At 38.1% G+C, this 23,359-nt stretch carries 16 protein-coding genes and 2 tRNA genes; 16 read left to right on the forward strand and 2 right to left on the reverse strand.

Annotated elements, in window-relative coordinates; genetic code table 11:
- From AAHJ11_RS20185 to AAHJ11_RS20235, 11 genes are all read left to right on the forward strand, one after another.
- On the forward strand, window positions 1-1,042 hold a 1,042-nt coding region (locus tag AAHJ11_RS20185; protein WP_413580065.1), incomplete at its 5' end, for an HU family DNA-binding protein.
- 237 nt (window positions 1,043-1,279) lie between these two features.
- Complete coding sequence (locus AAHJ11_RS20190) at window positions 1,280-2,275, forward strand: AAA family ATPase (RefSeq protein WP_148366693.1); 996 nt, start codon at window positions 1,280-1,282, stop codon at window positions 2,273-2,275.
- A gap of 83 nt (window positions 2,276-2,358) precedes the next feature.
- Complete coding sequence (locus AAHJ11_RS20195; protein WP_148366692.1) at window positions 2,359-3,228, forward strand: DUF58 domain-containing protein; 870 nt, start codon at window positions 2,359-2,361, stop codon at window positions 3,226-3,228.
- Window positions 3,228-4,316, forward strand: a complete 1,089-nt coding sequence (locus tag AAHJ11_RS20200; RefSeq protein ID WP_085930530.1) for a hypothetical protein — start codon at window positions 3,228-3,230, stop codon at window positions 4,314-4,316. The genes AAHJ11_RS20195 and AAHJ11_RS20200 overlap by 1 nt, the downstream gene beginning before the upstream one ends.
- Before the next feature lie 49 nt (window positions 4,317-4,365).
- The gene (locus AAHJ11_RS20205; protein ID WP_148366691.1) at window positions 4,366-5,349 is read left to right on the forward strand and encodes a vWA domain-containing protein; all 984 of its coding nucleotides are present in this window, start codon (window positions 4,366-4,368) and stop codon (window positions 5,347-5,349) included.
- Window positions 5,350-5,394: 45 nt separating this feature from the next.
- Window positions 5,395-6,423: a VWA domain-containing protein gene (locus AAHJ11_RS20210; RefSeq protein ID WP_074559641.1), complete on the forward strand. Its 1,029-nt coding sequence runs from the start codon at window positions 5,395-5,397 to the stop codon at window positions 6,421-6,423.
- A gap of 8 nt (window positions 6,424-6,431) precedes the next feature.
- Window positions 6,432-7,154 carry a tetratricopeptide repeat protein gene (locus tag AAHJ11_RS20215; RefSeq protein ID WP_004295972.1) on the forward strand — a complete coding sequence of 241 codons (723 nt, stop codon included), beginning with the start codon at window positions 6,432-6,434 and terminating at the stop codon, window positions 7,152-7,154.
- A gap of 31 nt (window positions 7,155-7,185) precedes the next feature.
- Window positions 7,186-9,015: a BatD family protein gene (locus AAHJ11_RS20220; RefSeq protein ID WP_074559637.1), complete on the forward strand. Its 1,830-nt coding sequence runs from the start codon at window positions 7,186-7,188 to the stop codon at window positions 9,013-9,015.
- Between the two features lie 18 nt (window positions 9,016-9,033).
- Window positions 9,034-9,867, forward strand: a complete 834-nt coding sequence (locus AAHJ11_RS20225) for a tetratricopeptide repeat protein (RefSeq protein WP_148366690.1) — start codon at window positions 9,034-9,036, stop codon at window positions 9,865-9,867.
- A 128-nt stretch (window positions 9,868-9,995) separates the two neighbouring features.
- Window positions 9,996-10,286, forward strand: a complete 291-nt coding sequence (locus AAHJ11_RS20230; protein ID WP_004295969.1) for a hypothetical protein — start codon at window positions 9,996-9,998, stop codon at window positions 10,284-10,286.
- Window positions 10,287-10,363: 77 nt separating this feature from the next.
- Window positions 10,364-11,485 (forward strand): universal stress protein, encoded by a 1,122-nt coding sequence (locus tag AAHJ11_RS20235; protein ID WP_148366689.1) that lies wholly within the window; start codon window positions 10,364-10,366, stop codon window positions 11,483-11,485.
- A gap of 240 nt (window positions 11,486-11,725) precedes the next feature.
- Here the strand turns inward: AAHJ11_RS20235 and AAHJ11_RS20240 are convergent, their stop codons facing one another.
- On the reverse strand, window positions 11,726-12,940 hold the full coding sequence (locus tag AAHJ11_RS20240) for a tetratricopeptide repeat protein (RefSeq protein ID WP_074559631.1): 1,215 nt from the start codon (window positions 12,938-12,940) through the stop codon (window positions 11,726-11,728).
- Between the two features lie 32 nt (window positions 12,941-12,972).
- A complete protein-coding gene (gene gyrA, locus AAHJ11_RS20245) occupies window positions 12,973-15,549 on the reverse strand; it encodes a DNA gyrase subunit A (RefSeq protein ID WP_148366682.1) in 2,577 nt (858 codons plus the stop codon).
- A 357-nt stretch (window positions 15,550-15,906) separates the two neighbouring features.
- On the opposite strand from gyrA, the gene AAHJ11_RS20250 reads away from it, so the two are divergent.
- The 5 genes from AAHJ11_RS20250 to AAHJ11_RS20270 all read left to right on the forward strand — a co-directional run bounded on the left by AAHJ11_RS20250 (window position 15,907) and on the right by AAHJ11_RS20270 (window position 23,330).
- A complete protein-coding gene (locus tag AAHJ11_RS20250; RefSeq protein WP_148366681.1) occupies window positions 15,907-18,435 on the forward strand; it encodes an ATP-dependent Clp protease ATP-binding subunit in 2,529 nt (842 codons plus the stop codon).
- 133 nt (window positions 18,436-18,568) lie between these two features.
- The gene (gene htpG, locus AAHJ11_RS20255) at window positions 18,569-20,614 is read left to right on the forward strand and encodes a molecular chaperone HtpG (RefSeq protein WP_148366680.1); all 2,046 of its coding nucleotides are present in this window, start codon (window positions 18,569-18,571) and stop codon (window positions 20,612-20,614) included.
- Between the two features lie 171 nt (window positions 20,615-20,785).
- On the forward strand, window positions 20,786-23,083 hold the full coding sequence (locus tag AAHJ11_RS20260; protein ID WP_413580066.1) for a patatin-like phospholipase family protein: 2,298 nt from the start codon (window positions 20,786-20,788) through the stop codon (window positions 23,081-23,083).
- Between the two features lie 79 nt (window positions 23,084-23,162).
- Window positions 23,163-23,236, forward strand: a tRNA-Arg gene (locus AAHJ11_RS20265).
- A 20-nt stretch (window positions 23,237-23,256) separates the two neighbouring features.
- Window positions 23,257-23,330: transfer RNA gene (locus tag AAHJ11_RS20270), tRNA-Arg, on the forward strand.
- The last annotated feature ends 29 nt before the right edge of the window (window positions 23,331-23,359 follow it).

The following is a 23,359-nucleotide window of genomic DNA, read 5'->3' on the forward strand; positions in this document are numbered from 1 at the left end:
GGAAGCATCAGCACAGGCAGTCTTGAATGAGGTGGGTGGTGATTCTAAAACTACTGTGATAGAAGAAAATGAAGGTACTGATGATGGTCTTTCGGAAGAAGAGCCGATTCAGGAAGAGCAAATAGCCAGTCAGCCACCTGTGGAAGAGTCTATTGAAAAACCTGCTATTACTGAGGAATCTGCAATAGCACAGGAATCGACAGAACAGACGTCTCCTAAAGAGCCCGAAGAAGCCATTACAGAGACTGATATCGAAGAAAAGATAGAACAGCTGGAAGATGAAGAGGTTCCGGAAGAGGAAGTGATAATCGATGAGCAGCAAGCAGCATCTATAGAAGAAGAAAAAGAAGAGATCACTGCCGAAAAGATTATAGAGCAAGAGCTTCTAAAAGCAAATCTGCAACCTGTGACTCCCATAGTGCCTCCTGCTGAAAAAGAAATGATAAAACCGGTCCAACCGGAACAAGTATCCCAACCGGTTTCTAAAAAGACAGCCCCAGTGAAGGAAAAATCTCCTGTACCTTATTTAATAGCTGTTATTGTAGTCGTTTTGCTATTATGCGGAGGTGTCATTCTTTTTATTTATTATCCGGATTTATTTTCTTCTTCATCTGACAAGAATGCAATGGATATGCCGCCTGTAACCACCCAACCCGTTCAACCGGAAGCGCAGCTTTCTGATACGATTGCACATAAGGATACTGCAAAGGCAATAACGCCTGATGTATCCAAAGTCGCTACCACGACACAACCGGTTACCCCAAAAAAAGAAGAAGCTGTTCCTGTTAAAGCAGAACCTCAAACGGTCACACAACAACCTGCTACTCCTGTCTATCTGGATTCAGCATCTTATAAGATTACAGGAACTAAGACGAAATATACAATCAAAGAAGGAGAAACTTTGACTAGGGTTTCCTTACGTTTTTATGGTACAAAGGCAATGTGGCCATACATTGTGAAACACAATCCGAAGGTTATTAAGAACCCCAACAATGTACCGTATGGCACAACTATTGAAATACCGGAACTTACAAAAGAATAAGTAGTTATAATCCATTCACCCGACCATGCAAATCCTGTATTGGTCGGGTGAAGTGTTATGGATGTACAAAAGCGTATGAAAGTACCTTAATCTAAAGATTTCGCATTGTTTTTTAATAAAAATTAGTTGCAATCGTTAATTATATGGCGTACTTTTGGGGCAAAATAAAAAGCCTTATGACACAGGCAAGGCTTACATAAAATTAATGGGATTTAAATAATAAAATATTAAGTATTTATGGCTGAATCAATTGATATCCGCGAGCTAAATGAGCGGATTGAAAGACAAAGTGCTTTCGTTACCAATCTTACGACAGGTATGGACCAAATCATTGTTGGTCAGAAACATTTGGTTGAATCACTGCTTATCGGATTACTTTCCGATGGCCATGTCCTCTTGGAAGGTGTGCCTGGTTTGGCGAAAACTTTGGCTATTAAGACACTCGCTTCTCTGATTGATGCGAAATATAGCCGTATCCAGTTTACGCCGGACTTATTGCCTGCAGACGTTATCGGTACAATGGTTTACAGTCAGAAAGATGAATCTTTTAAAGTGCAGCGCGGACCTATTTTCGCAAACTTTGTATTAGCTGATGAAATTAACCGTGCTCCTGCAAAAGTACAAAGTGCTTTGCTGGAAGCAATGCAGGAACGTCAGGTTACTATTGGTAAAGAAACATTCATGTTACCGGAACCTTTCCTTGTATTGGCAACTCAGAATCCTATCGAACAGGAAGGTACTTATCCGCTTCCTGAAGCACAGGTTGACCGTTTCATGCTGAAAGTAGTCATTGATTATCCGAAGTTGGAAGAAGAAAAATTGATTATTCGTCAGAATATCAATGGTGAGAAGTTTAATGTGAAGCCTATTCTAAGAGCGGATGAAATTATTGAAGCACGTAAAGTTGTTCGTCAAGTTTATCTGGATGAGAAGATCGAGCGTTATATTGTAGATATTGTATTTGCAACTCGTTTCCCTGATAAATATGACCTCAAGGAACTGAAAGATATGATCGGATTCGGAGGTTCACCTCGTGCGTCTATCAATCTGGCATTAGCTGCTCGTACGTATGCATTCATCAAACGTCGCGGCTACGTTATTCCGGAAGATGTACGTGCTGTAGCACATGATGTTCTTCGCCACCGTATCGGATTGACCTACGAAGCTGAAGCTAACAACATGACTTCGGACGAAATTATCAGTAAGATTCTGAATAAGGTTGAAGTGCCCTAATTTGTAGTTATAATACAGTCAATAAGTAGTCATAAGTATCTATGCATGACTACTTAACTACCTACTAATTAACTACTGTATAAATGGAAACAAGTGAAATACTAAAAAAAGTTCGCCAAATTGAAATAAAGACACGAGGATTGTCTAACAATATCTTTGCAGGCCAGTATCATTCGGCTTTCAAGGGTAGGGGTATGTCATTTTCGGAAGTCCGTGAATATCAATTCGGTGATGATATACGTGACATAGACTGGAATGTGACTGCGCGCTTCAATAAACCTTATGTGAAAGTGTTTGAAGAAGAACGTGAACTGACAGTTATGTTAATGGTTGATGTTTCCGGAAGTTTGGAATTTGGTACGATCAAGCAGCTAAAGAAAGATATGGTGACGGAAATCGCTGCTACTCTTGCTTTCTCTGCCATCCAGAATAATGATAAAATAGGTGTGATTTTCTTTTCAGACCGGATAGAGAAGTTTATTCCTCCCAAGAAAGGACGTAAACATATCTTATATATTATCCGAGAATTGATTGATTTCCAACCGGAAAGCCGTCGCACAAATATTCGTCTTGCCTTGGAATATTTGACAAACGTAATGAAAAGACGTTGCACTGCATTTATCTTATCAGATTTTATTGACCAGGAAAGCTTTAAGAATGCGCTGACCATTGCTAACAGGAAACATGATGTAGTAGCATTGCAAGTATACGACAGGAGACTTAGTGATCTTCCTCCAGTAGGACTGATGCGAATCAAAGATGCAGAAACTGGGCATGAACAATGGATTGACACCTCTTCCAAAGCTGTACGCCGGGCACATCGCGACTGGTGGATACAAAAGCAGACTGAACTGAACGATACTTTTACCAAAAGCAACGTAGATGCTGTATCCGTCAGAACCGATCAGGATTACGTAAAGGCATTGTTGAATTTATTTGCCAAACGAAATTAATGGAATCAAAGATGAATAGAAATATTATTCTGATAGCATTATTAGGTCTATTGTTTGTCAGTAAAGCAGTAGCGCAGTCTGTTACAGTAGAAGCAAAAATTGATTCATTGCAGATACTGATCGGCGAACAGGCGAAAGTGCAATTGCAAGTAGCCATGGATGCCAAACAGCGTGCTATTTTTCCTGCTTACACTGATACGTTGGTAAGAGGTGTGGAAATTATAGAAACAGTCAAACCCGATACCCAATTCCTGAACGATCGCCAGCGGATGGTGATTACGCAGGAGTACATTATCACTTCTTTTGACTCTGCTCTATATTATCTGCCGCCAATGCCGGTTACCGTAGATGGGAAAGTGTACAACTCCAAAGCTTTGGCATTAAAAGTATATTCAATGCCGGTTGACACCTTACATCCTGACCAGTTCTTCGGACAAAAACCTGTGATGAAAGCACCTTTCGCATGGGAAGACTGGTATGGATTGATCGCTTGCTCATTCCTGGCTTTACCTTTGCTTGGTTTACTGATTTATCTGATTGTTCGTATACGTGATAATAAGCCGATTATCCGTAAAATTAAAGTTGAACCCAAATTGCCGCCACATCAGGCTGCAATGAAAGAGATAGAACGTATCAAGACAGAGAAGGTATGGCAGAAAGGGCAATCGAAGGAGTACTATACCGAACTAACCGATGCTATTCGTACATATATTAAGGACCGTTTCGGATTTAATGCATTGGAAATGACTTCTTCTGAAATAATCGATCAGTTATTGGAAATGAATGATAAAGAAGCCATATCAGACCTAAAACTATTGTTCCAGACTGCTGATTTAGTGAAGTTCGCGAAGCATAATCCTCAGATGAATGAAAACGATGCTAATTTGATCAATGCCATTGATTTTATCAATGAGACCAAACAACCGGAAGAGGAAAATCAGAAACCGCAACCAACGGAAATCACTATTATTGAGAAACGTTCTTTACGTGTTAAAGCTATGCTGATTTGTGGAATTGCATTGTTATCAGCAGCATTGATCGGTACCTTTATATATATAGGTCTACAGTTATACAATCTTTTTGTATAAAGGATGTATAGCTTAATACTAAATAGTAAACTGTTAAATCATAAATAAAATGGTTTTTGCCAATATTGAATATCTGTTTTTGCTATTATTGCTTATACCGTATATTGTATGGTATATCCTGAAGCGAAAGAAAAGTGAAGCAACTCTTCAAATTTCGGATGCCCGGGTATATGCACATACACCTAAAAGTTATAAGAATTATTTGTTGCATGTTCCATTTCTATTACGCTGCCTTGCTTTAGTACTGGTTATTTTGGTTCTTGCACGCCCGCAAACTACTAATAAGTGGCAGAACAGTGAGATAGAAGGAATTGATATTATGCTGGCTATCGACGTTTCTACCAGTATGCTGGCTGAAGACTTGAAGCCGAACAGACTGGAAGCTGCTAAAGACGTAGCTGCAGAGTTTATCAATGGACGTCCCAATGATAATATCGGTATTACATTATTTGCAGGAGAAACTTTTACCCAATGTCCGTTGACTGTAGACCATGCTGTATTGTTGGATATGATACATAATATCAAATGTGGTCTTATCACTGACGGTACTGCTGTCGGTATGGGTATTGCAAATGCTGTAACCCGCTTAAAAGATAGCAAAGCAAAATCCAAAGTTATTATCCTATTGACGGATGGTACTAATAATAAGGGAGATATTTCGCCAATGACAGCGGCAGAAATAGCAAAAAGCTTTGGTATTCGTGTATATACCATCGGAGTAGGTACCAATGGAATGGCTCCTTATCCTTATCCAGTCGGAAATACGGTGCAATATGTAAGTATGCCGGTAGAAATTGATGAAAAGACATTGACAGAGATCGCCGGAACGACAGATGGTAACTATTTCCGGGCTACTAGCAACTCGAAGCTTAAAGAAGTATATGAAGAAATTGATAAACTGGAAAAGACTAAACTGAATGTAAAAGAGTATAGTAAGCGGGACGAAGAATATCATTGGTTTGCTTTAGCAGCTTTCCTCTGTGTCTTGTTGGAAGTACTATTACGTAATTCGGTACTCAAGAAAATTCCATAAGGATGTTTGTCAATCGTTATTTGCCAATCATAAAATAGTAAGAAGATGTTTCGATTTGGAGAACCTACATATTTATATTTATTGCTGCTATTACCTTTTTTAGCAGCTTTCTACTTGTATTCCAATTACAAGAGGAGAAAGAATATCCGACATTTCGGAGATCCGACTTTGTTGGCTCAGTTAATGCCTGACGTATCCAAATATCGTCCGGATGTAAAATTCTGGATTATTTTTGTTGCTATTGGTTTGTTCTCCGTATTACTGGCACGCCCTCAATTCGGTTCAAAACTGGAAACGGTTAAACGTAAGGGAGTAGAGGTAATTATTGCTTTGGACATTTCAAACTCTATGTTAGCGCAGGATGTACAGCCTAGCCGTTTGGAAAAAGCAAAAAGATTAATATCCAGGTTAGTAGATGAGCTTGATAATGATAAGGTAGGTATGATTGTATTTGCCGGTGACGCTTTTACACAGCTGCCAATTACAAGTGACTATATTTCCGCTAAGATGTTCTTAGAATCCATTAGTCCTTCGTTGATTTCTAAACAGGGTACAGCTATTGGGGAAGCAATCAATCTGGCAGCCCGTAGTTTCACCCCGCAAGAAGGGGTAGGTCGCACCATTATTGTCATTACTGATGGTGAAAATCATGAAGGTGGTGCAGTGGAAGCTGCCAAAGCTGCGGCAGAAAAGGGTATTCAGGTAAGTGTATTGGGAGTAGGTATGCCTGATGGCGCTCCAATACCGGTGGAAGGAACGAATGATTACCGCCGCGACCGGGAAGGTAATGTGATCGTTACCCGTTTGAATGAAGCTATGTGTCAGGAAATTGCAAAAGAAGGAAAAGGTATATATGTACGAGTAGATAATTCTAATTCAGCCCAAAAGGCCATCAATCAAGAAGTAAATAAAATGGCGAAGTCTGATGTAGAGTCGAAAGTATATACGGAGTTTAACGAACAATTCCAGGCTATTGCATGGGTTATTCTACTATTGTTATTGGCAGAAATCTTAATTCTGGATCGCAAAAATCCTTTATTTAAGAACATTCACCTGTTTTCTAATAAGAAATAGTTATACGTATGTTAAAAAGTAAATATATTCTATTCGCTGTATTTCTGTTAGCGGCAGCTGGTGTATCGGCTCAGAAAGCAGAACGCGACTATATCCGTAAGGGAAACCGTCTGTTTAATGATAGCGTATTTGTTGATGCAGAGGTGAACTACCGGAAGGCCTTGGAAGCTAATCCCAAGTCTACGGTATCCATGTATAATCTAGGAAATACCCTTTCGCAACAGCAAAAGTTTCAGGATGCCATGGAACAATATGTATCGGCCAGCAAAATAGAAAAAGATAAAATGAAACTCGCCCATATTTACCACAATATGGGAGTAATTTTCCAGGCTGGTAAAGACTATGCCAAAGCTGTAGATGCATATAAAATGTCACTGCGTAATAATCCTACCGATCATGAAACCCGGTACAATTTGGCTCTCGCACAGAAAATGCTGAAAGACCAACAAAATCAGCAGAATCAAGATCAAAATCAGGACCAAAACAAAGATCAGCAAAAGCAAGATCAGAAACAAGACCAGAATAAAGACAAACAGAAGGATCAGAAACAAGATGAAAAGAAAGATCAGCAGCAACCACCGAAATCTGAAAAGAAACAAGACAATCAGATGTCGAAGGAGAATGCTGAACAATTACTGAATTCTGTCATGCAGGACGAGAAAGATGTGCAGGATAAAGTGAAGAAACAACAAAAAGTTATGCAAGGCGGTCGCTTGGAAAAAGATTGGTAATATAAAGTTGATGATATAAATTTCATAAGCAATGAAAAAACTGATTATTATATTGATGGCATTGATAGCATATAGCACTCATGTGTTTGCTGATAAGGTGTCTTTTACTGCTTCTGCTCCTGATGCAGTGGTAGTAGGCGAACAATTCAGGCTGTCGTATATTGTAACTACACAAAAAGTGAAAGATTTTCGGGCACCATCAATCAAAGGTTTTGATGTATTGATGGGTCCAAGCCGTTCACAACAAAGTAGTACTCAAATAGTGAATGGTAATGTTACATCTACTAGTAGTATTACATTTACATACATATTAATGGCTAATAATGCCGGAGAATACACAATACCCGGTGCCTCCATTGTTGCCGATGGTGACCAAATGGTGTCAAACTCAGTAAAGATTAAGGTATTGCCACAAGATCAAGGTGGCAATAACGGGCAAAATAATAGTAGTAGTGGTTCTATACATTCCTCATCTAGTACAAGTGTCTCTAATCAGGACCTTTTTATTATGGCAAGTGCCAGTAAAACAAATGTGTATGAACAGGAGGCTTTTGTCCTGACCTATAAAATATACACCAGAGAATCCAACTTACAACTTAATAATGCGAAATTGCCCGACTTCAAAGGTTTCCATTCTCAAGAAATAGAAATGACAACTAATGCAAGATGGACTCCGGAGCATTATCAGGGACGTAATTACTATACAACGGTTTATCGCCAGTTTGTTCTCTTCCCGCAACAATCAGGAAAGCTATATATTGATCCGGCACAGTTCCAGATGACTATCGGAAAACCTGTGCAATCAGATGATCCTTTTGATGCCTTCTTCAATGGAGGAAGTAATGTCATTGAAATTAAAAAAAATATTTCCACTCCTAAGATAGCAATAAATGTCAATCCGCTTCCTACGGGTAAACCTGCAGATTTTTCAGGTGGAGTGGGAGAGTTCAATATATCTTCTTCTATCAACAGTAAGGAACTGAAAACCAATGATGCTATTACTATTAAACTGGTAATATCCGGTACAGGTAACCTGAAGTTGATTTCTAATCCGGAAATTAAATTCCCGGATGATTTTGAAGTATATGATCCCAAAGTAGACAATCAAGTCAGATTAACCCGGGAAGGACTCACAGGCAATAAAGTTATTGAATATTTGGCAATTCCGAGACATGCCGGAACATATAAGATTCCGGGAGTATCTTTCAGCTATTTTGATATTCGCTCCAAGTCTTACAAAACACTGAAAACAGAAGATTATGTAGTAAATGTTGAGAAAGGTGCAGGTAATGCGGATCAAGTAATTGCTAACTTCACGAATAAAGAGGACTTGAAAGTATTAGGTGAAGACATCCGTTATATCAAACAGAATGAAGTTACTCTCCAACCTAAAGGAAGTTTCTTCTATGGTTCAATGACATATTGGTTGTTCTATATCATTCCGGCTCTTGCCTTTATTATTTTCTTCATTATTTATCGTAAACAAGCTGCTGAAAATGCAAATGTTGCTAAAATGCGTACGAAAAAAGCAAATAAAGTGGCAACGAAGCGAATGAAGCTTGCAGGAAAATTACTCTCCGAAAATAAAAAAGATGCTTTCTACGATGAGGTATTAAAGGCATTGTGGGGATATATAAGTGACAAACTGAATATTCCGGTATCTCGTTTATCTAAAGATAATATTGAAGAGAAACTAAGAAATCACGGAGTAAATGAGGAACTGATCAAAGAATTCCTGAACGCATTGAATGATTGTGAATTTGCCCGGTTTGCTCCAGGTGATGAGAATCAAGCTATGGATAAAGTTTATTCTTCTTCAATAGAAGTAATAAGCAAAATGGAGAATTCAATAAAACATTAACCCAGAAGAGATTATGTCATGAAAAAGATATTATTTTTTATATTATTATCAATGTCGCTTACTTGTTTCGGACAAGATTCGTTAAGCATTGATACTAGACAAACGAATGGAGTTGATTCTATCCACGCTTCGCATACCACATTTTCCAGTAATACACTGGAAGATGCAACAAAAGCTGAAGGAGATTCCGCATATATAAAAGAAGATTATGCAGCAGCTATTCAGATATATGAAGCATTACTGAAAAATGGAGAAGCTGCCGATGTCTATTACAATCTGGGAAATAGTTATTATAAAATAGGGGAGATAGCGAAAGCTGTTTTAAATTATGAGCGTGCTCTGCTATTACAACCAGGAAATGGTGACATCCGTGCTAATCTTGAAGTGGCACGTGCAAAAACAATAGACAAGGTTGAACCTGTTCCTGAAGTGTTCTTTGTTTCATGGATCAAGTCTCTGACAAATAGTATGAGTGTAGATGCATGGGCCACATGGGGGATTGTCTCCTTTATTCTATTGATTATCGCTCTCTATTTCTTTATATTCTCCAAACAGATTATGTTAAAGAAAATAGGATTCATATCAGGAATCATTTTGCTGATTGTCACCATTTGCTCTAATCTTTTTGCTTCGCAACAAAAAGAACATTTGGTTAATCGAAGTGAGGCGATAGTAATGAATCCGAGTGTAACAGTACGGAGTACTCCAAGCGAGAGTGGAACTAGCTTGTTTATTCTCCATGAAGGAAGAAAGGTAAGTGTCAAAGACAACTCCATGAAAGAATGGAAAGAAATTCGACTGGAAGATGGAAAAGTCGGGTGGGTACCTGCTTCTGCTATCGAGGTGATATAAAGGTCATTAATAGATTTTATATATTCAAGAAAAAAAGATAAGCAAATAATTTGTTTTATCTTTTTTTTTGCTTAAGTTTATAGCGTGATAAAAAAATCACATAGTATTAACCATTAAATTTATGAGACATGAGAACAATAACGTTTAATGAACTTCGTAAAATTAAAGATTCATTGCCTAGCGGTAGCATGCATAGAATAGCAGACGAACTTGGTTTGCACGTAGATACAGTGCGAAACTTCTTCGGAGGACACAATTTCAAGGAGGGAAAAAGCGTCGGAATACATCTCGAGCCCGGTCCAGATGGTGGGCTTGTAATGTTGGATGACACGACCGTTCTTGATCGGGCTTTAAAAATCCTAGATGAATTGAATATGAGTATGCAAAAAGAACAGGCTACCGAATCTGTGCAAGTTTAAAATATAACAAACTGAATCCCAATTGAATCAAACAATTGGGATTTCTTATTTGTTTTCACCTTATAAAATGTACATTTATGGAAGACAAATTAGTAACCCTGGCCATTCTGACATACACCAAAGCGCAGATCTTAAAGAATGTCTTGGAAAATGAAGGTATAGAAACCTACATTCATAACGTTAATCAAATACAACCGGTTGTTTCATCGGGAGTGCGTTTAAGAATTAAAGAAAGCGATTTGCCACGTGCTTTAAAAATAACAGAAAGTTCTACATGGCTGTCTGAAAGTATAGTGGGAGAGAAGGAGCCCAAAGTGAAAGATAAATCAAATAAGATTTTAATTCCTGTCGACTTCTCTAATTATTCGATGAAAGCATGTGAATTTGCATTTAACCTGGCAAAAATAGAAAATGCGGAAGTCATCCTGTTGCATGTCTATTTTACGCCTATATATGCTTCGTCGTTGCCTTATGGAGATGTTTTCAATTACCAGATTGGAGATGAAGAATCTGTAAAAACGATTATCCAAAAAGTCCATTCTGATCTCAATGCTTTATCAGAGAAGATAAAAGAAAAAGTTGCATCAGGCGAATTTCCCAACGTTAAATATAGCTGCATCTTACGTGAAGGTATTCCAGAGGAGGAAATCTTAAGATATGCCAAAGAACAGCGTCCTATGGTTATCATTATGGGTACCCGAGGTAAAAATCAGAAAGACATTGATTTAATTGGCAGTGTAACCGCTGAAGTTATTGACAGAAGTCGCACGACTGTATTGGCTATTCCAGAAAATACACCATTCAAACAGTTTAGTGAAGCAAAACGAATTGCCTTTATTACCAATTTTGATCAAAGAGATCTAATTGCTTTCGAGGCATTCTTTAATACTTGGAAATCATTCCATTTTTCTGTATCTTTGATACACCTTACAGATTCTAAAGACACCTGGAATGAAATAAAACTGGCAGGTATAAAAGAATATTTTCACAAGCAATATCCGGGGCTTGAAATTCATTATGACGTAGTGATGAATGATAATTTATTAAAGGGACTTGATCAGTATATCAAAGATAATCATATAGATATAATCACTTTGACTTCTTACAAAAGGAATATATTTGCTCGATTATTTAATCCAAGTATTGCCAGAAAAATGGTTTTTCATTCAGATACACCATTGCTTGTTATTAACAGCTGATCAGATCAGGCAAAAAATAAGCGTCTAAGATTAGGGAATAATTAATATTATGTTTAATAGAAAAAGGAGTAATATAATGACCTTACTCCTTTTTCTATTTTTATTTAAATGAAGAAAATTATCTGTTCCACTCAAGTCCATATCAAATATAAGATTTTTCAATTACTACTTTAAATTATATGAATAAAAAAGAAGACTACTATTTCTAGTAGCCTTCTTATATTTTTTCAGAAAACGATCTTACTTCATCATCTTATCGATTTCTTCGAATTCAGGTCCCATATTCAAGTTATAGTAAACTCTGTAAAGACCTTGCAACCATAAATCTTGTTGATCGGGTTTCAAAGCTCTGGCTTTTTCATAGAATGGTTTAGCTTCTTCGTAGAATTTCTTAACCACAGCCTGTGCTTCAGCATACTTAGGATCATTGATGTCCGTTGTTGCTTTATCAGCATAATCCTGTGCTTTCATCAAATATACCAAACCTACATTAGAGTATGCTTCTGCATATTCCGGATCAGCAGCAATAGCTTTTTTGTAGTATTCGATTGCATTATCATATTCTTTCATATTATGATAAAGATATGCTTTTACATACAAATACAACTTGTTATTAGGATCATTAGCTAACATTCTATCAGCAAACTCCATAGCTTTAGAAGCTTGATTAGAACTATTATAATAATCAACCAAATTAGCGAAGAAATAATCATTTCCAGGGAACTTAAGGATGCCCTCTTCCAAAGACTTAATCCATGCAGCAGTATCCCCTTTAGCCTTGTAAGCATCAGCCATCAACTGCATTGCAAATTTGCCACCATCTTTATCAGATAAAGCCATAGGAGCATATTTGATAATTGCATCTTTATCACCCACTCTATCAGCAGCTAATGTTGCGTAATAAGCAATTTGCGGAATAAGAGTATCATTTTTAGCCAATTCTTTATCAGCTAACATCGGATAAGAAGCTGACTCCACATAGGTTGCAAAAAACTTCAAAGCTTCTTTATTCTTGTCCAGATTGAAATACTGAATACCACCATTAATCAAATTTGGACGTTCAGCCAACATACTGGAAGCATTAGCCTTCCGATATTTGTTTTTAACTTTTCCCTTTTCATTAGGTATTTCCGCTAATTCATCACACTTATTATAGTACTCATACATTTTCAAAATACTATTGTATACTTTCAATGTATCATACGGCTTTTTCAAAAAAGCATTTTTCATTTGCTCCTCGTTGATACGTCTCTGAATAAATCCAGCAACGTCCCATGTGTCAGCAAGATCCTTCGTTTCAGGATTCTTCATAGCTTCCTTAATAAGCTGTTCAGCCTGCTTAAAATTAGGTTTTACGTCATTAGCCATACTCTTTGCTTCCTTTACATTCTTCATTTGTGCGAATGAGAAGCTAACAGCCATCAATAAAACCATCGAAAATAATACTCTTTTCATGATTGTTGTTTGATTAATTATTAATATTATGTCTATTCCTCAATTTCGTTATTGCTTTCGTTTTCATTTACGTCCGCTACATCATCAATATCAGGAGCATCAGCATTCGGATCACTCACGATTGTACCCTCTGCCTCTTCTGCCGGAATTTCATCTTCAAGACTTTCTGTCATAACCTTACATACCGAACCAATCTGGTCGTTACGTTTTTCAAGATTTATCAGACGAACGCCTTGAGTAGCACGGCCCATTATACGAACATCCGCTACCTTCAAACGAATAGTGATACCAGACTTATTGATAATCATCAAGTCATTTTCATCGGTTACTGATTTGATTGTTACCAACTTACCTGTCTTTTCGGTAATATTCATAGTCTTCACACCCTTACCTCCACGGTTCGTTTTACGATAGTCCTCAATTTCAGAACGTTTACCATATCCTTGTTCAGAAACTACCATTACAGATTCTGTCTCCAAATCTTTAATACAAATCATTCCTATTACTTCATCCTGACCATCATTATCCAACGTAATACCACGTACACCTGTTGCTGTACGTCCCATTACACGAACTGCTGCCTCATGGAAACGAATTGCACGTCCATTGCGGTTTGCAATGATGATTTCATTATTTCCATTCGTCATACGAACTTCAATTACGCTATCATCTTCACGGATAGTTATAGCATTTACACCATTCTGACGGGGACGAGAATACTGTTCAAGCAATGTCTTCTTTATTACACCTTTCTTAGTACAGAATAATACATAGTGACTATTGATGAACTCTGAATCCTCTAAACTCTTCACACGCAAGTATGCAGTTACATTATCATCTGAATCAATATTCAACAAGTTCTGAATAGCACGGCCCTTAGAATTCTTCGTTCCTTCAGGTATTTCATATACTTTCAACCAATAACACTTACCCTTTTGTGTAAAGAACATCATGGTATTGTGCATAGTAGCAGGATAAATATGCTCAACAAAGTCTTCATCACGGGTTTCCGTTCCTTTCGAACCTACTCCACCACGATTTTGTGCACGGAATTCGGTCAATGGTGTACGTTTAATATACCCCATATGAGAAATTGTAATAATCATCTGATCATCTGCATAGAAGTCTTCCGGATTAAATTCCTCTGAAGAATAAACAATTTCAGAACGACGTACATCTCCATATTTCGCTTTAACTTCTAACAATTCCTCTTTCATTACCTGACGGCATACTTCCTCATCAGCCAGAATACTTTCCAAATAAGCTATTTGCTTCATTATTTCTTCGTATTCTGCATGAAGTTGATCCTGCATCAGACCAGTTAACTGACGCAAACGCATTTCTACAATTGCGCGAGCCTGAATTTCTGTCAGGTTAAATCGCTCAATCAAGCCTGTTATAGCATCATTCGGAGTTTTTGCAGCACGAATGATACGAATTACTTCATCAATATTATCCGAAGCAATGATCAGACCTTCAAGAATGTGCGCACGCTCTTTCGCCTTACGAAGATCGAACTGAGTACGACGAATAACAACTTCGTGTCTATGCTCAATGAAATATTTAATTAAATCTCTTAGATTCAACGTTTTTGGACGTCCATGAACCAAAGCCACATTGTTAACGCCAAAAGAGGTCTGCAAAGCTGTCATTTTATAGAGTTTATTCAACACTACACTTGCATTTGCATCACGTTTTATGTCAATAACAATACGCATACCATCACGGTCAGACTCATCGTTGGCATTTGAGATACCTTCTATCTTCTTATCATTTACAAGATCAGCAATATATTTAATCAGTTCGGCCTTATTTACATTATAAGGAATCTCTGTTATTACGATCTTGTCATGTGTTTGTCCGCTTTCAATTTCAGCTTTCGCACGCATAATTACACGTCCGCGACCTGTCAAATATGCTTCGCGTACCCCACTCACACCATATATATATCCGCCGGTAGGGAAATCCGGTGCTTTGACAAATTCCATCAGTTCCTCTACCGTAATTTCCGGATTATCAATATATGCATCACATGCTTCAATCACTTCCGAAAGATTATGAGGAGGCATATTGGTAGCCATACCAACAGCAATACCGGATGCTCCGTTCACCAAAAGGTTCGGGATACGCGTCGGCATCACCTTAGGTTCCACCAGTGTATTATCAAAGTTAGGTTCAAAATCAACGGTTTCCTTATACAGGTCATCCATCATTGCTTCACCCAACTTATTAAGACGAGCTTCTGTATAACGCATAGCAGCAGGGCTATCACCATCCACAGAACCAAAGTTCCCCTGTCCATCTACCAAAGGATAACGCATTGCCCATTCCTGCGCCATACGTACCATTGCAAAATAGACAGAAGAATCCCCATGAGGATGATACTTACCAAGTACCTCACCCACGATTCTCGCTGACTTTTTATAAGGTTTGTCTGAAGTATTGCCTAATTCCATCATTCCGTATAAAATTCTACGGTGAACAGGCTTAAATCCATCTCTAACATCCGGAAGGGCACGCGAAACGATGACCGACATGGAGTAGTCAATGTACGATGACTTCATTTCCTCCTCGATGTTAATCTTTATAATTCTGTCTTGTTCAAGCATTTAAAATGATTATTAATTATACATTCTACGGTTTGTGAAAAACCACGCTAAAGTACTACTTTTCCCCGATATACGAAAGTTTTTAGAAAGAAAGTTTTATCATGACCGGGACGATAACCCACTAAACTTTAAAATACGAAAATAAAAAGATAAAAACGATAAATATAATATGGAAAGATAAATAACATCGGCAAAAAAGAGCCTGTTATTTGTTATACCTTATATATATAATACAAATACACTGTTTTTATGGCACGCCATTTGTAGATATAAGAAATAAAGCAAATATTGCAATACAAACTTGATTAAATGCGTATATTTGCCAGTGAATAACCCTTAGAAGAAGAGGAAAAAAGTATGAATAATCAATTCTCACAAAGAGTTTCCGACATTATCGTCTATAGTAAGGAAGAAGCGAATCGGTTGAGAAGTAGGTATATAGGTCCCGAACACCTGCTTCTGGGAATACTCCGTGACGGTGAAGGAAAAGCTATCGAGATATTGTCTAAACTCAACACCAATCTGGCTGCTATAAAGCAACAGATTGAAGCTCAGCTGAAGGCAGAAGCTGATGATATGTTATTGCCTGATGCAGAGGTACCGTTATCTAATGATGCGGCAAAAATATTAAAAATGTGTATTTTAGAAGCTCGTGGAATGAAAAGTAACATCGCTGATACAGAACATGTATTATTGGCTATTTTAAGAGAAAAAAACAATATGGCGGCTTCCGTACTTGAAGCAAACGATATAAACTATGTGAAAGTACTGGAGCAAGCTACATTGCAGCCGGATATCAATTCCGGTATGGGCTTTTCGGAAGACGATGAGGATGACGAAGAAATGTCTTCTCCTCGTTCCGGCAGAGGTGGTTCGGATGAACGCCAACAGGCGCAAACCGCTTCCAAGAAGCCGTCTAATGATACGCCGGTACTTGACAATTTTGGTACTGACATGACAAAAGCGGCAGAAGAAGGGCGGTTGGATCCTGTCGTGGGCAGAGAAAGAGAAATCGAACGTTTAGCGCAGATCTTAAGTCGGCGCAAAAAGAATAACCCGATTCTGATTGGTGAACCCGGTGTAGGAAAATCAGCGATTGTTGAAGGCCTTGCATTGAGAATCATTCAGAAAAAGGTTTCACGTATCCTGTTTGATAAACGAGTCGTTGCTCTTGACATGACTGCTGTTGTAGCGGGAACAAAGTATCGTGGACAATTTGAAGAACGTATCCGTTCCATTCTCAATGAATTGCAGAAGAATCCGAATGTTATATTATTCATTGATGAAATTCACACGATTGTTGGTGCAGGCTCTGCAGCAGGTTCTATGGATGCTGCCAATATGTTAAAACCAGCATTGGCAAGAGGAGAAATACAATGTATCGGTGCCACCACTCTTGATGAATATCGTAAGAATATTGAGAAAGATGGCGCTTTGGAACGCCGTTTCCAGAAAGTAATCGTAGAACCGACTACTGCTGCCGAAACTCTGCAGATTTTGCGTAATATCAAGGATAAGTATGAAGATCATCACAATGTGTATTATACGGATGAAGCATTGGAAGCATGTGTCAAGCTGACAGACCGCTATATCACAGATCGTAATTTCCCTGATAAAGCCATTGATGCTTTAGATGAAGCCGGCTCACGTGTACATCTTACTAATGTCAATGTACCCAAAGAGATAGAAGAACAGGAAAAACTGATCGAAGAAGCTAAAAATAAGAAAAATGAAGCTGTAAAATCGCAGAATTTTGAACTTGCAGCTAGCTTCCGCGATAAGGAAAAAGAGCTTTCTATCCAATTGGATGAGATGAAAAAAGAATGGGAAGCCAATCTAAAAGAAAACAGGCAAACTGTTGATGCAGAAGAAATTGCCAATGTTATCTCAATGATGTCAGGCATTCCAGTACAACGAATGGCACAGGCTGAAGGCATCAAGTTAGCAGGTATGAAAGAAGATTTGCAAGCTAAAGTCATCGCACAAGACACAGCGATAGAAAAGTTGGTCAAAGCCATTTTGCGAAGCCGTGTAGGACTCAAAGACCCCAATAAGCCCATTGGCACGTTTATGTTCTTAGGTCCGACAGGAGTTGGTAAAACTCACTTAGCAAAAGAATTGGCCAAGTATATGTTCGGTTCTGCCGATGCACTGATTCGTATCGATATGAGTGAATATATGGAAAAGTTCACTGTTTCACGTTTGGTTGGAGCACCTCCGGGATACGTAGGATATGAAGAAGGTGGCCAGCTGACAGAAAAAGTGCGCCGTAAACCATACTCTATTGTATTGCTTGATGAAATAGAAAAAGCACATCCGGATGTATTCAATATCCTGCTTCAGGTAATGGATGAGGGTCGTCTGACTGACAGTTATGGCAGAATGGTAGATTTCAAAAATACCGTTATTATCATGACTTCCAATATCGGAACCCGCCAGCTGAAAGAATTTGGACGTGGTGTCGGTTTTGCGACACAAAGTCGCCTGGATGATAAAGAATTCTCGCGAAGTGTAATACAAAAAGCTCTAAATAAATCATTCGCGCCTGAATTCATCAATCGTGTAGATGAGATTATCACGTTTGATCAACTTTCTCTGGAAGCGATAACAAAGATTATAGATATAGAGTTAAAAGGATTGTACAATAGAATAGAATCTATTGGTTACAAGCTTGTTATTGAAGATAAGGCGAAAGAATTCATCGCTAGCAAGGGATATGACGTACAATATGGCGCCCGTCCTTTGAAACGCGCAATTCAAACCTATCTGGAGGATGGTTTATCCGAGCTCATCATTTCCTCGTCTTTAAAAGAGGGAGATACTATTCAAGTAACCCTTAATGAAGAAAAAGGCGAATTGGAGATGAAAGTTGTTTCTCCGAAATAGAGTTATTTCCTGAATAAGAAAATAATTTTATATGCCATAATGTCAGACCTTCGGGTCTGGCATTTTTTTTGTCTCTATATGGACAAACATCAATTAAAATTAATCAATAGATAAACTAAAAAATATACGTATTATGCAAAAAGGTAATATTGGGGTTACAACAGAAAACATTTTCCCTATCATTAAAAAGTTTTTGTACAGTGACCATGAGATTTTTCTGCGCGAGTTAGTATCCAATGCGGTAGATGCCACTCAGAAGTTGAATACGCTTGCTTCTATTGGCGAATTCAAAGGTGAACTGGGTGACTTAACTGTTCACGTTGAATTAGGCAAAGATACTATTACCATTTCTGATCGTGGTATCGGTTTGACTGCAGAAGAAATAGAGAAGTACATCAATCAAATAGCTTTCTCCGGAGCTAATGACTTCCTGGAGAAGTATAAGAACGACGCAAATGCCATTATCGGACATTTCGGACTTGGCTTCTACTCTGCCTTTATGGTTGCAAAGAAAGTGGAGATCATCACTAAATCATACAGAGACGATGCAAAAGCCGTAAAATGGACTTGTGATGGCAGCCCTGAATTCACTATTGAAGAAATAGAAAAAGCCGACCGTGGATCAGATATCATCTTATACATTGATGATGACTGCAAAGAATTCCTCGAAGAAGCACGTATCTCCGAACTTCTGAAGAAATATTGCAGCTTCCTTCCTGTTCCTATTGCATTTGGAAAAAAGAAAGAATGGAAAGACGGCAAACAGGTAGAAACGGCTGAAGATAATATAATCAATGATACCACTCCTTTGTGGACACGCAAGCCTAGCGAACTTTCGGATGAAGATTACAAATCATTCTATAGCAAGCTATATCCGATGTCTGATGAACCACTCTTCTGGATTCACTTGAATGTGGATTATCCATTCCATCTGACTGGTATCCTCTACTTCCCGAAGGTAAAGAGCAATATTGAATTAAATAAGAACAAGATTCAGTTATATTGCAATCAAGTATATGTAACAGACTCTGTTGAAGGCATTGTGCCGGACTTCCTGACTTTGTTACATGGAGTAATAGATTCTCCGGATATTCCGTTGAACGTTTCCCGTTCATACTTGCAAAGCGACTCAAACGTGAAGAAGATTTCAACTTATATCACCAAGAAAGTTTCCGACCGTTTGCAGTCTATATTCAAGAATGATCGTAAGCAGTTTGAAGAAAAGTGGAATGACTTGAAAATATTTATCAATTATGGAATGCTCACACAAGAGGATTTCTATGATAAAGCGCAAAAATTCGCCCTTTTCACCGATACAAATGACAAGCATTACACATTCGATGAATACCAGACCCTTATTAAAGATAACCAGACAGACAAAGATGGAAATCTAATCTATCTGTATGCAAATAACAAGGACGAACAATACAGCTATATTGAAGCTGCAACCAACAAAGGCTACAATGTCTTACTCATGGATGGCCAGTTAGATGTAGCTATGGTAAGTATGTTGGAGCAAAAACTTGAGAAATCCCGTTTCACTCGTGTAGACAGTGATGTTGTTGACAATCTGATTGTAAAAGAAGACAAGAAAGGTGAAACTCTGGAAGCCAACAAACAAGATGCAATCACAACAGCCTTCAAGAGCCAATTGCCTAAAATGGATAAGGTTGAATTCAATGTGATGACGCAGGCGTTGGGAGAAAATTCGGCTCCGGTCATGATTACTCAAAGCGAATATATGCGTCGTATGAAAGAAATGGCGAATATTCAAGCCGGAATGAGCTTCTACGGCGAAATGCCTGACATGTTCAATCTGATCCTGAATTCAGACCACAAGTTGATAAAACAAGTATTGAATGAAGAAGAGAATGCCTGTCAAGCAGAAGTAGCTCCGATACTCTCCGAAATGGATAACGTCAACAAACAACGTAATGAGTTGAAAGACAAACAGAAGGATAAAAAAGAAGAAGACATCCCGACAGCTGAAAAAGATGAATTAAACGATCTCGACAAGAAGTGGGATGATCTGAAAAGCAAGAAAGAAGCTATCTTTATCGGCTATGCAAGCAATAACAAAGTTATCCGCCAGCTTATCGATCTGGCCTTACTTCAAAACAATATGTTAAGAGGTGAAGCTTTGAATAACTTCGTAAAACGTAGCATTGAGCTGATTTAATATCGCCCCTTTAAACATAACACATACTTCAAGAAAGAGCATTCAACGTTAAATACACGTTGTAATGCTCTTTTTCAATTTAAAACGATCGGCAAAATATCGATTAATTGAAAAGTATTGTATATATTTGAACACTTAATAGACAAAAAATTCAATTGTTTGATTTGGGTTATGAGAAAGATTTTTTTAGTGTTCATTACTTTATGGCTGATTATTCCGGCTATCCATGCCCAAAAAGTAGGACTTGTATTAAGCGGTGGTGGCGCCAAAGGAATGACACACATTGGTATCATTCGCGCATTGGAAGAAAATAACATCCCTATTGACTACATTGCAGGTACTTCCATGGGAGCTATTATCGGCTCTTTGTATGCTATGGGGTATTCTCCTGATGACATGGTAGAACTGCTCAAATCGGAGGACTTTAAACGATGGTATTCCGGAGAGGTGGAAGAGAAATATGTATACCATTTCAAAAAGAATCTTCCCACTCCCGAATTTTTCAATATTCGTTTTTCATTCAAAGATTCACTGAAGAGTTTAAAACCTCAATTCCTGCCTACCAGTGTTGTCAACCCGATTCAAATGAATCTCGTATTTGTTGACCTATATGCACGTGCTACGGCCGCTTGTAAGGGAGATTTTGATAAACTTTTTGTTCCTTTCCGTTGCATTGCGTCCGATGTGTACAATAAAAAACAGTTAGTCATGAAGGAAGGAGATTTAGGAGATGCCGTCAGAGCTTCCATGAGCTTCCCTTTCATGTTTAAACCCATTGAAATAGACAATGTACTGGCCTACGATGGAGGTATCTATAATAACTTTCCCACGGACGTCATGAGAGATGATTTCCATCCGGATGTCATTATAGGAAGCGTTGTATCCACCAATCCCACTAAACCCAAGGAAAATGACCTCATGAGTCAAATTGAGAATATGGTGATGCAGAAAACCGATTATTCTATTCCGGACTCTATGGGGATTTTAATGACGTTCAAATATGACAATGTCAACTTGATGGATTTTCAACGCATCGACGAATTACATGATATAGGATATAATCGAACCCTCAGCATGATGGATTCTATCAAAAGCCGTATCCATCGGCGTGTGAATCTGGACAATATTCGTTTAAGGAGAATGGTATACCGTAGTAATTTCCCGGAACTACGTTTTAAAAATATCATCATTGATGGAGCTAATCCACAACAACAAGCATATATAAAGAAAGAGTTTCATAAGTCAGATAACAAAGAATTTACCTATGAAGATTTAAAACAAGGTTATTTTCGATTGCTATCAGATAAAATGATTTCAGAAATCATACCGCATGCAATTTATAATCCGGAAGATGACACCTATGATCTGCATTTAAAAGTCAAACTGGAAAACAACTTTGCTGTACGGCTGGGAGGTAACATATCCACCTCTAATTCGAATCAGATCTACCTGGGACTTAGTTATCAGGACTTAAACTACTATGCCAAAGAGTTTATTCTTGACGGACAGCTTGGAAAGGTATATAACAACGTGCAATTTATGGCAAAAATAGACTTTGCCACTGCCATTCCTACCTCTTACCGTCTCATAGGTTCGATCAGCACTTTCGACTATTTTAAAAAGGACAAACTTTTTTCGCGAAATAACAAACCAGCCTTTAACCAAAAAGACGAACGTTTCTTGAAATTACAGGTTGGATTACCTTTCCTTTCGAGCAAACGAGCAGAGTTTGGAGTAGGAATTGCAAGAATAGAGGATAAATATTTTCAAAAAAGTGTCATTGACTTTGGAAATGACAAATTTGATAAAAGCCGCTATGATTTGTTCGGTGGATCAATTAGTTTTAATGGAAGTACCCTTAATTCCAAACAATATCCTACACGTGGATACAGAGAAGCCCTTGTAGCCCAGATTTTCGTTGGAAAAGAACGATTCTATCCGGGCGAAGGAAGTACGACCAGTAACAACAAAGATCATCACTCCTGGCTGCAATTATCTTATATGAAAGAGAAATATCATAATATGAGTGAACATTGGGTTTTAGGATGGTATTTGAAAGCCCTGTATGCCTCCAAAAACTTCTCCGAGAACTATACGGCAACAATGATGCAAGCCGGAGAGTTTTCCCCTACATTACATAGCAAATTGACCTACAATGAAGCCTTTCGTGCCAATCAATTTGTCGGAGCCGGCATTCGGCCTATTTACCGTTTAAGCCAGATGTTCCATCTCCGGGGAGAATTCTATGGTTTTATGCCTATTTATCCAATCGAAAAAAACTCGTTGAATAAAGCATATTACGGAAAAGCTTTCTCCAAGTTTGAATATTTAGGAGAAATTTCTGTTGTATGTCAATTGCCTTTTGGAGATATCTCTGCATATGTAAATCATTATAGCTCACCGAAAAGGGAGTGGAATGTCGGACTAAGTATAGGTTTACAACTATTCAATTATCGGTTCATAGAATAATTTTCTACAAAAAAAGTCGGTGAAAAGCTTGCTAATTCGGGAAAAGTCCGTATCTTTGCACCCGTTAAAACAAAATAACGGTCGCGTAGCTCAACTGAATAGAGTAGCTGACTACGGATCAGCCGGTTACAGGTTTGAATCCTGTCGCGATCACTTTTTTGAATTAACAGAATGGCCGCGTAGCTCAACTGAATAGAGTAGCTGACTACGGATCAGCCGGTTACAGGTTTGAATCCTGTCGCGGTCACTGAAAAATTTACAAGTTATATTATTTGA

The organism is Bacteroides sp. 90-K9/2 (assembly GCF_047310725.1).
Classification (GTDB): Bacteria; Bacteroidota; Bacteroidia; order Bacteroidales; family Bacteroidaceae; genus Bacteroides; species Bacteroides vicugnae.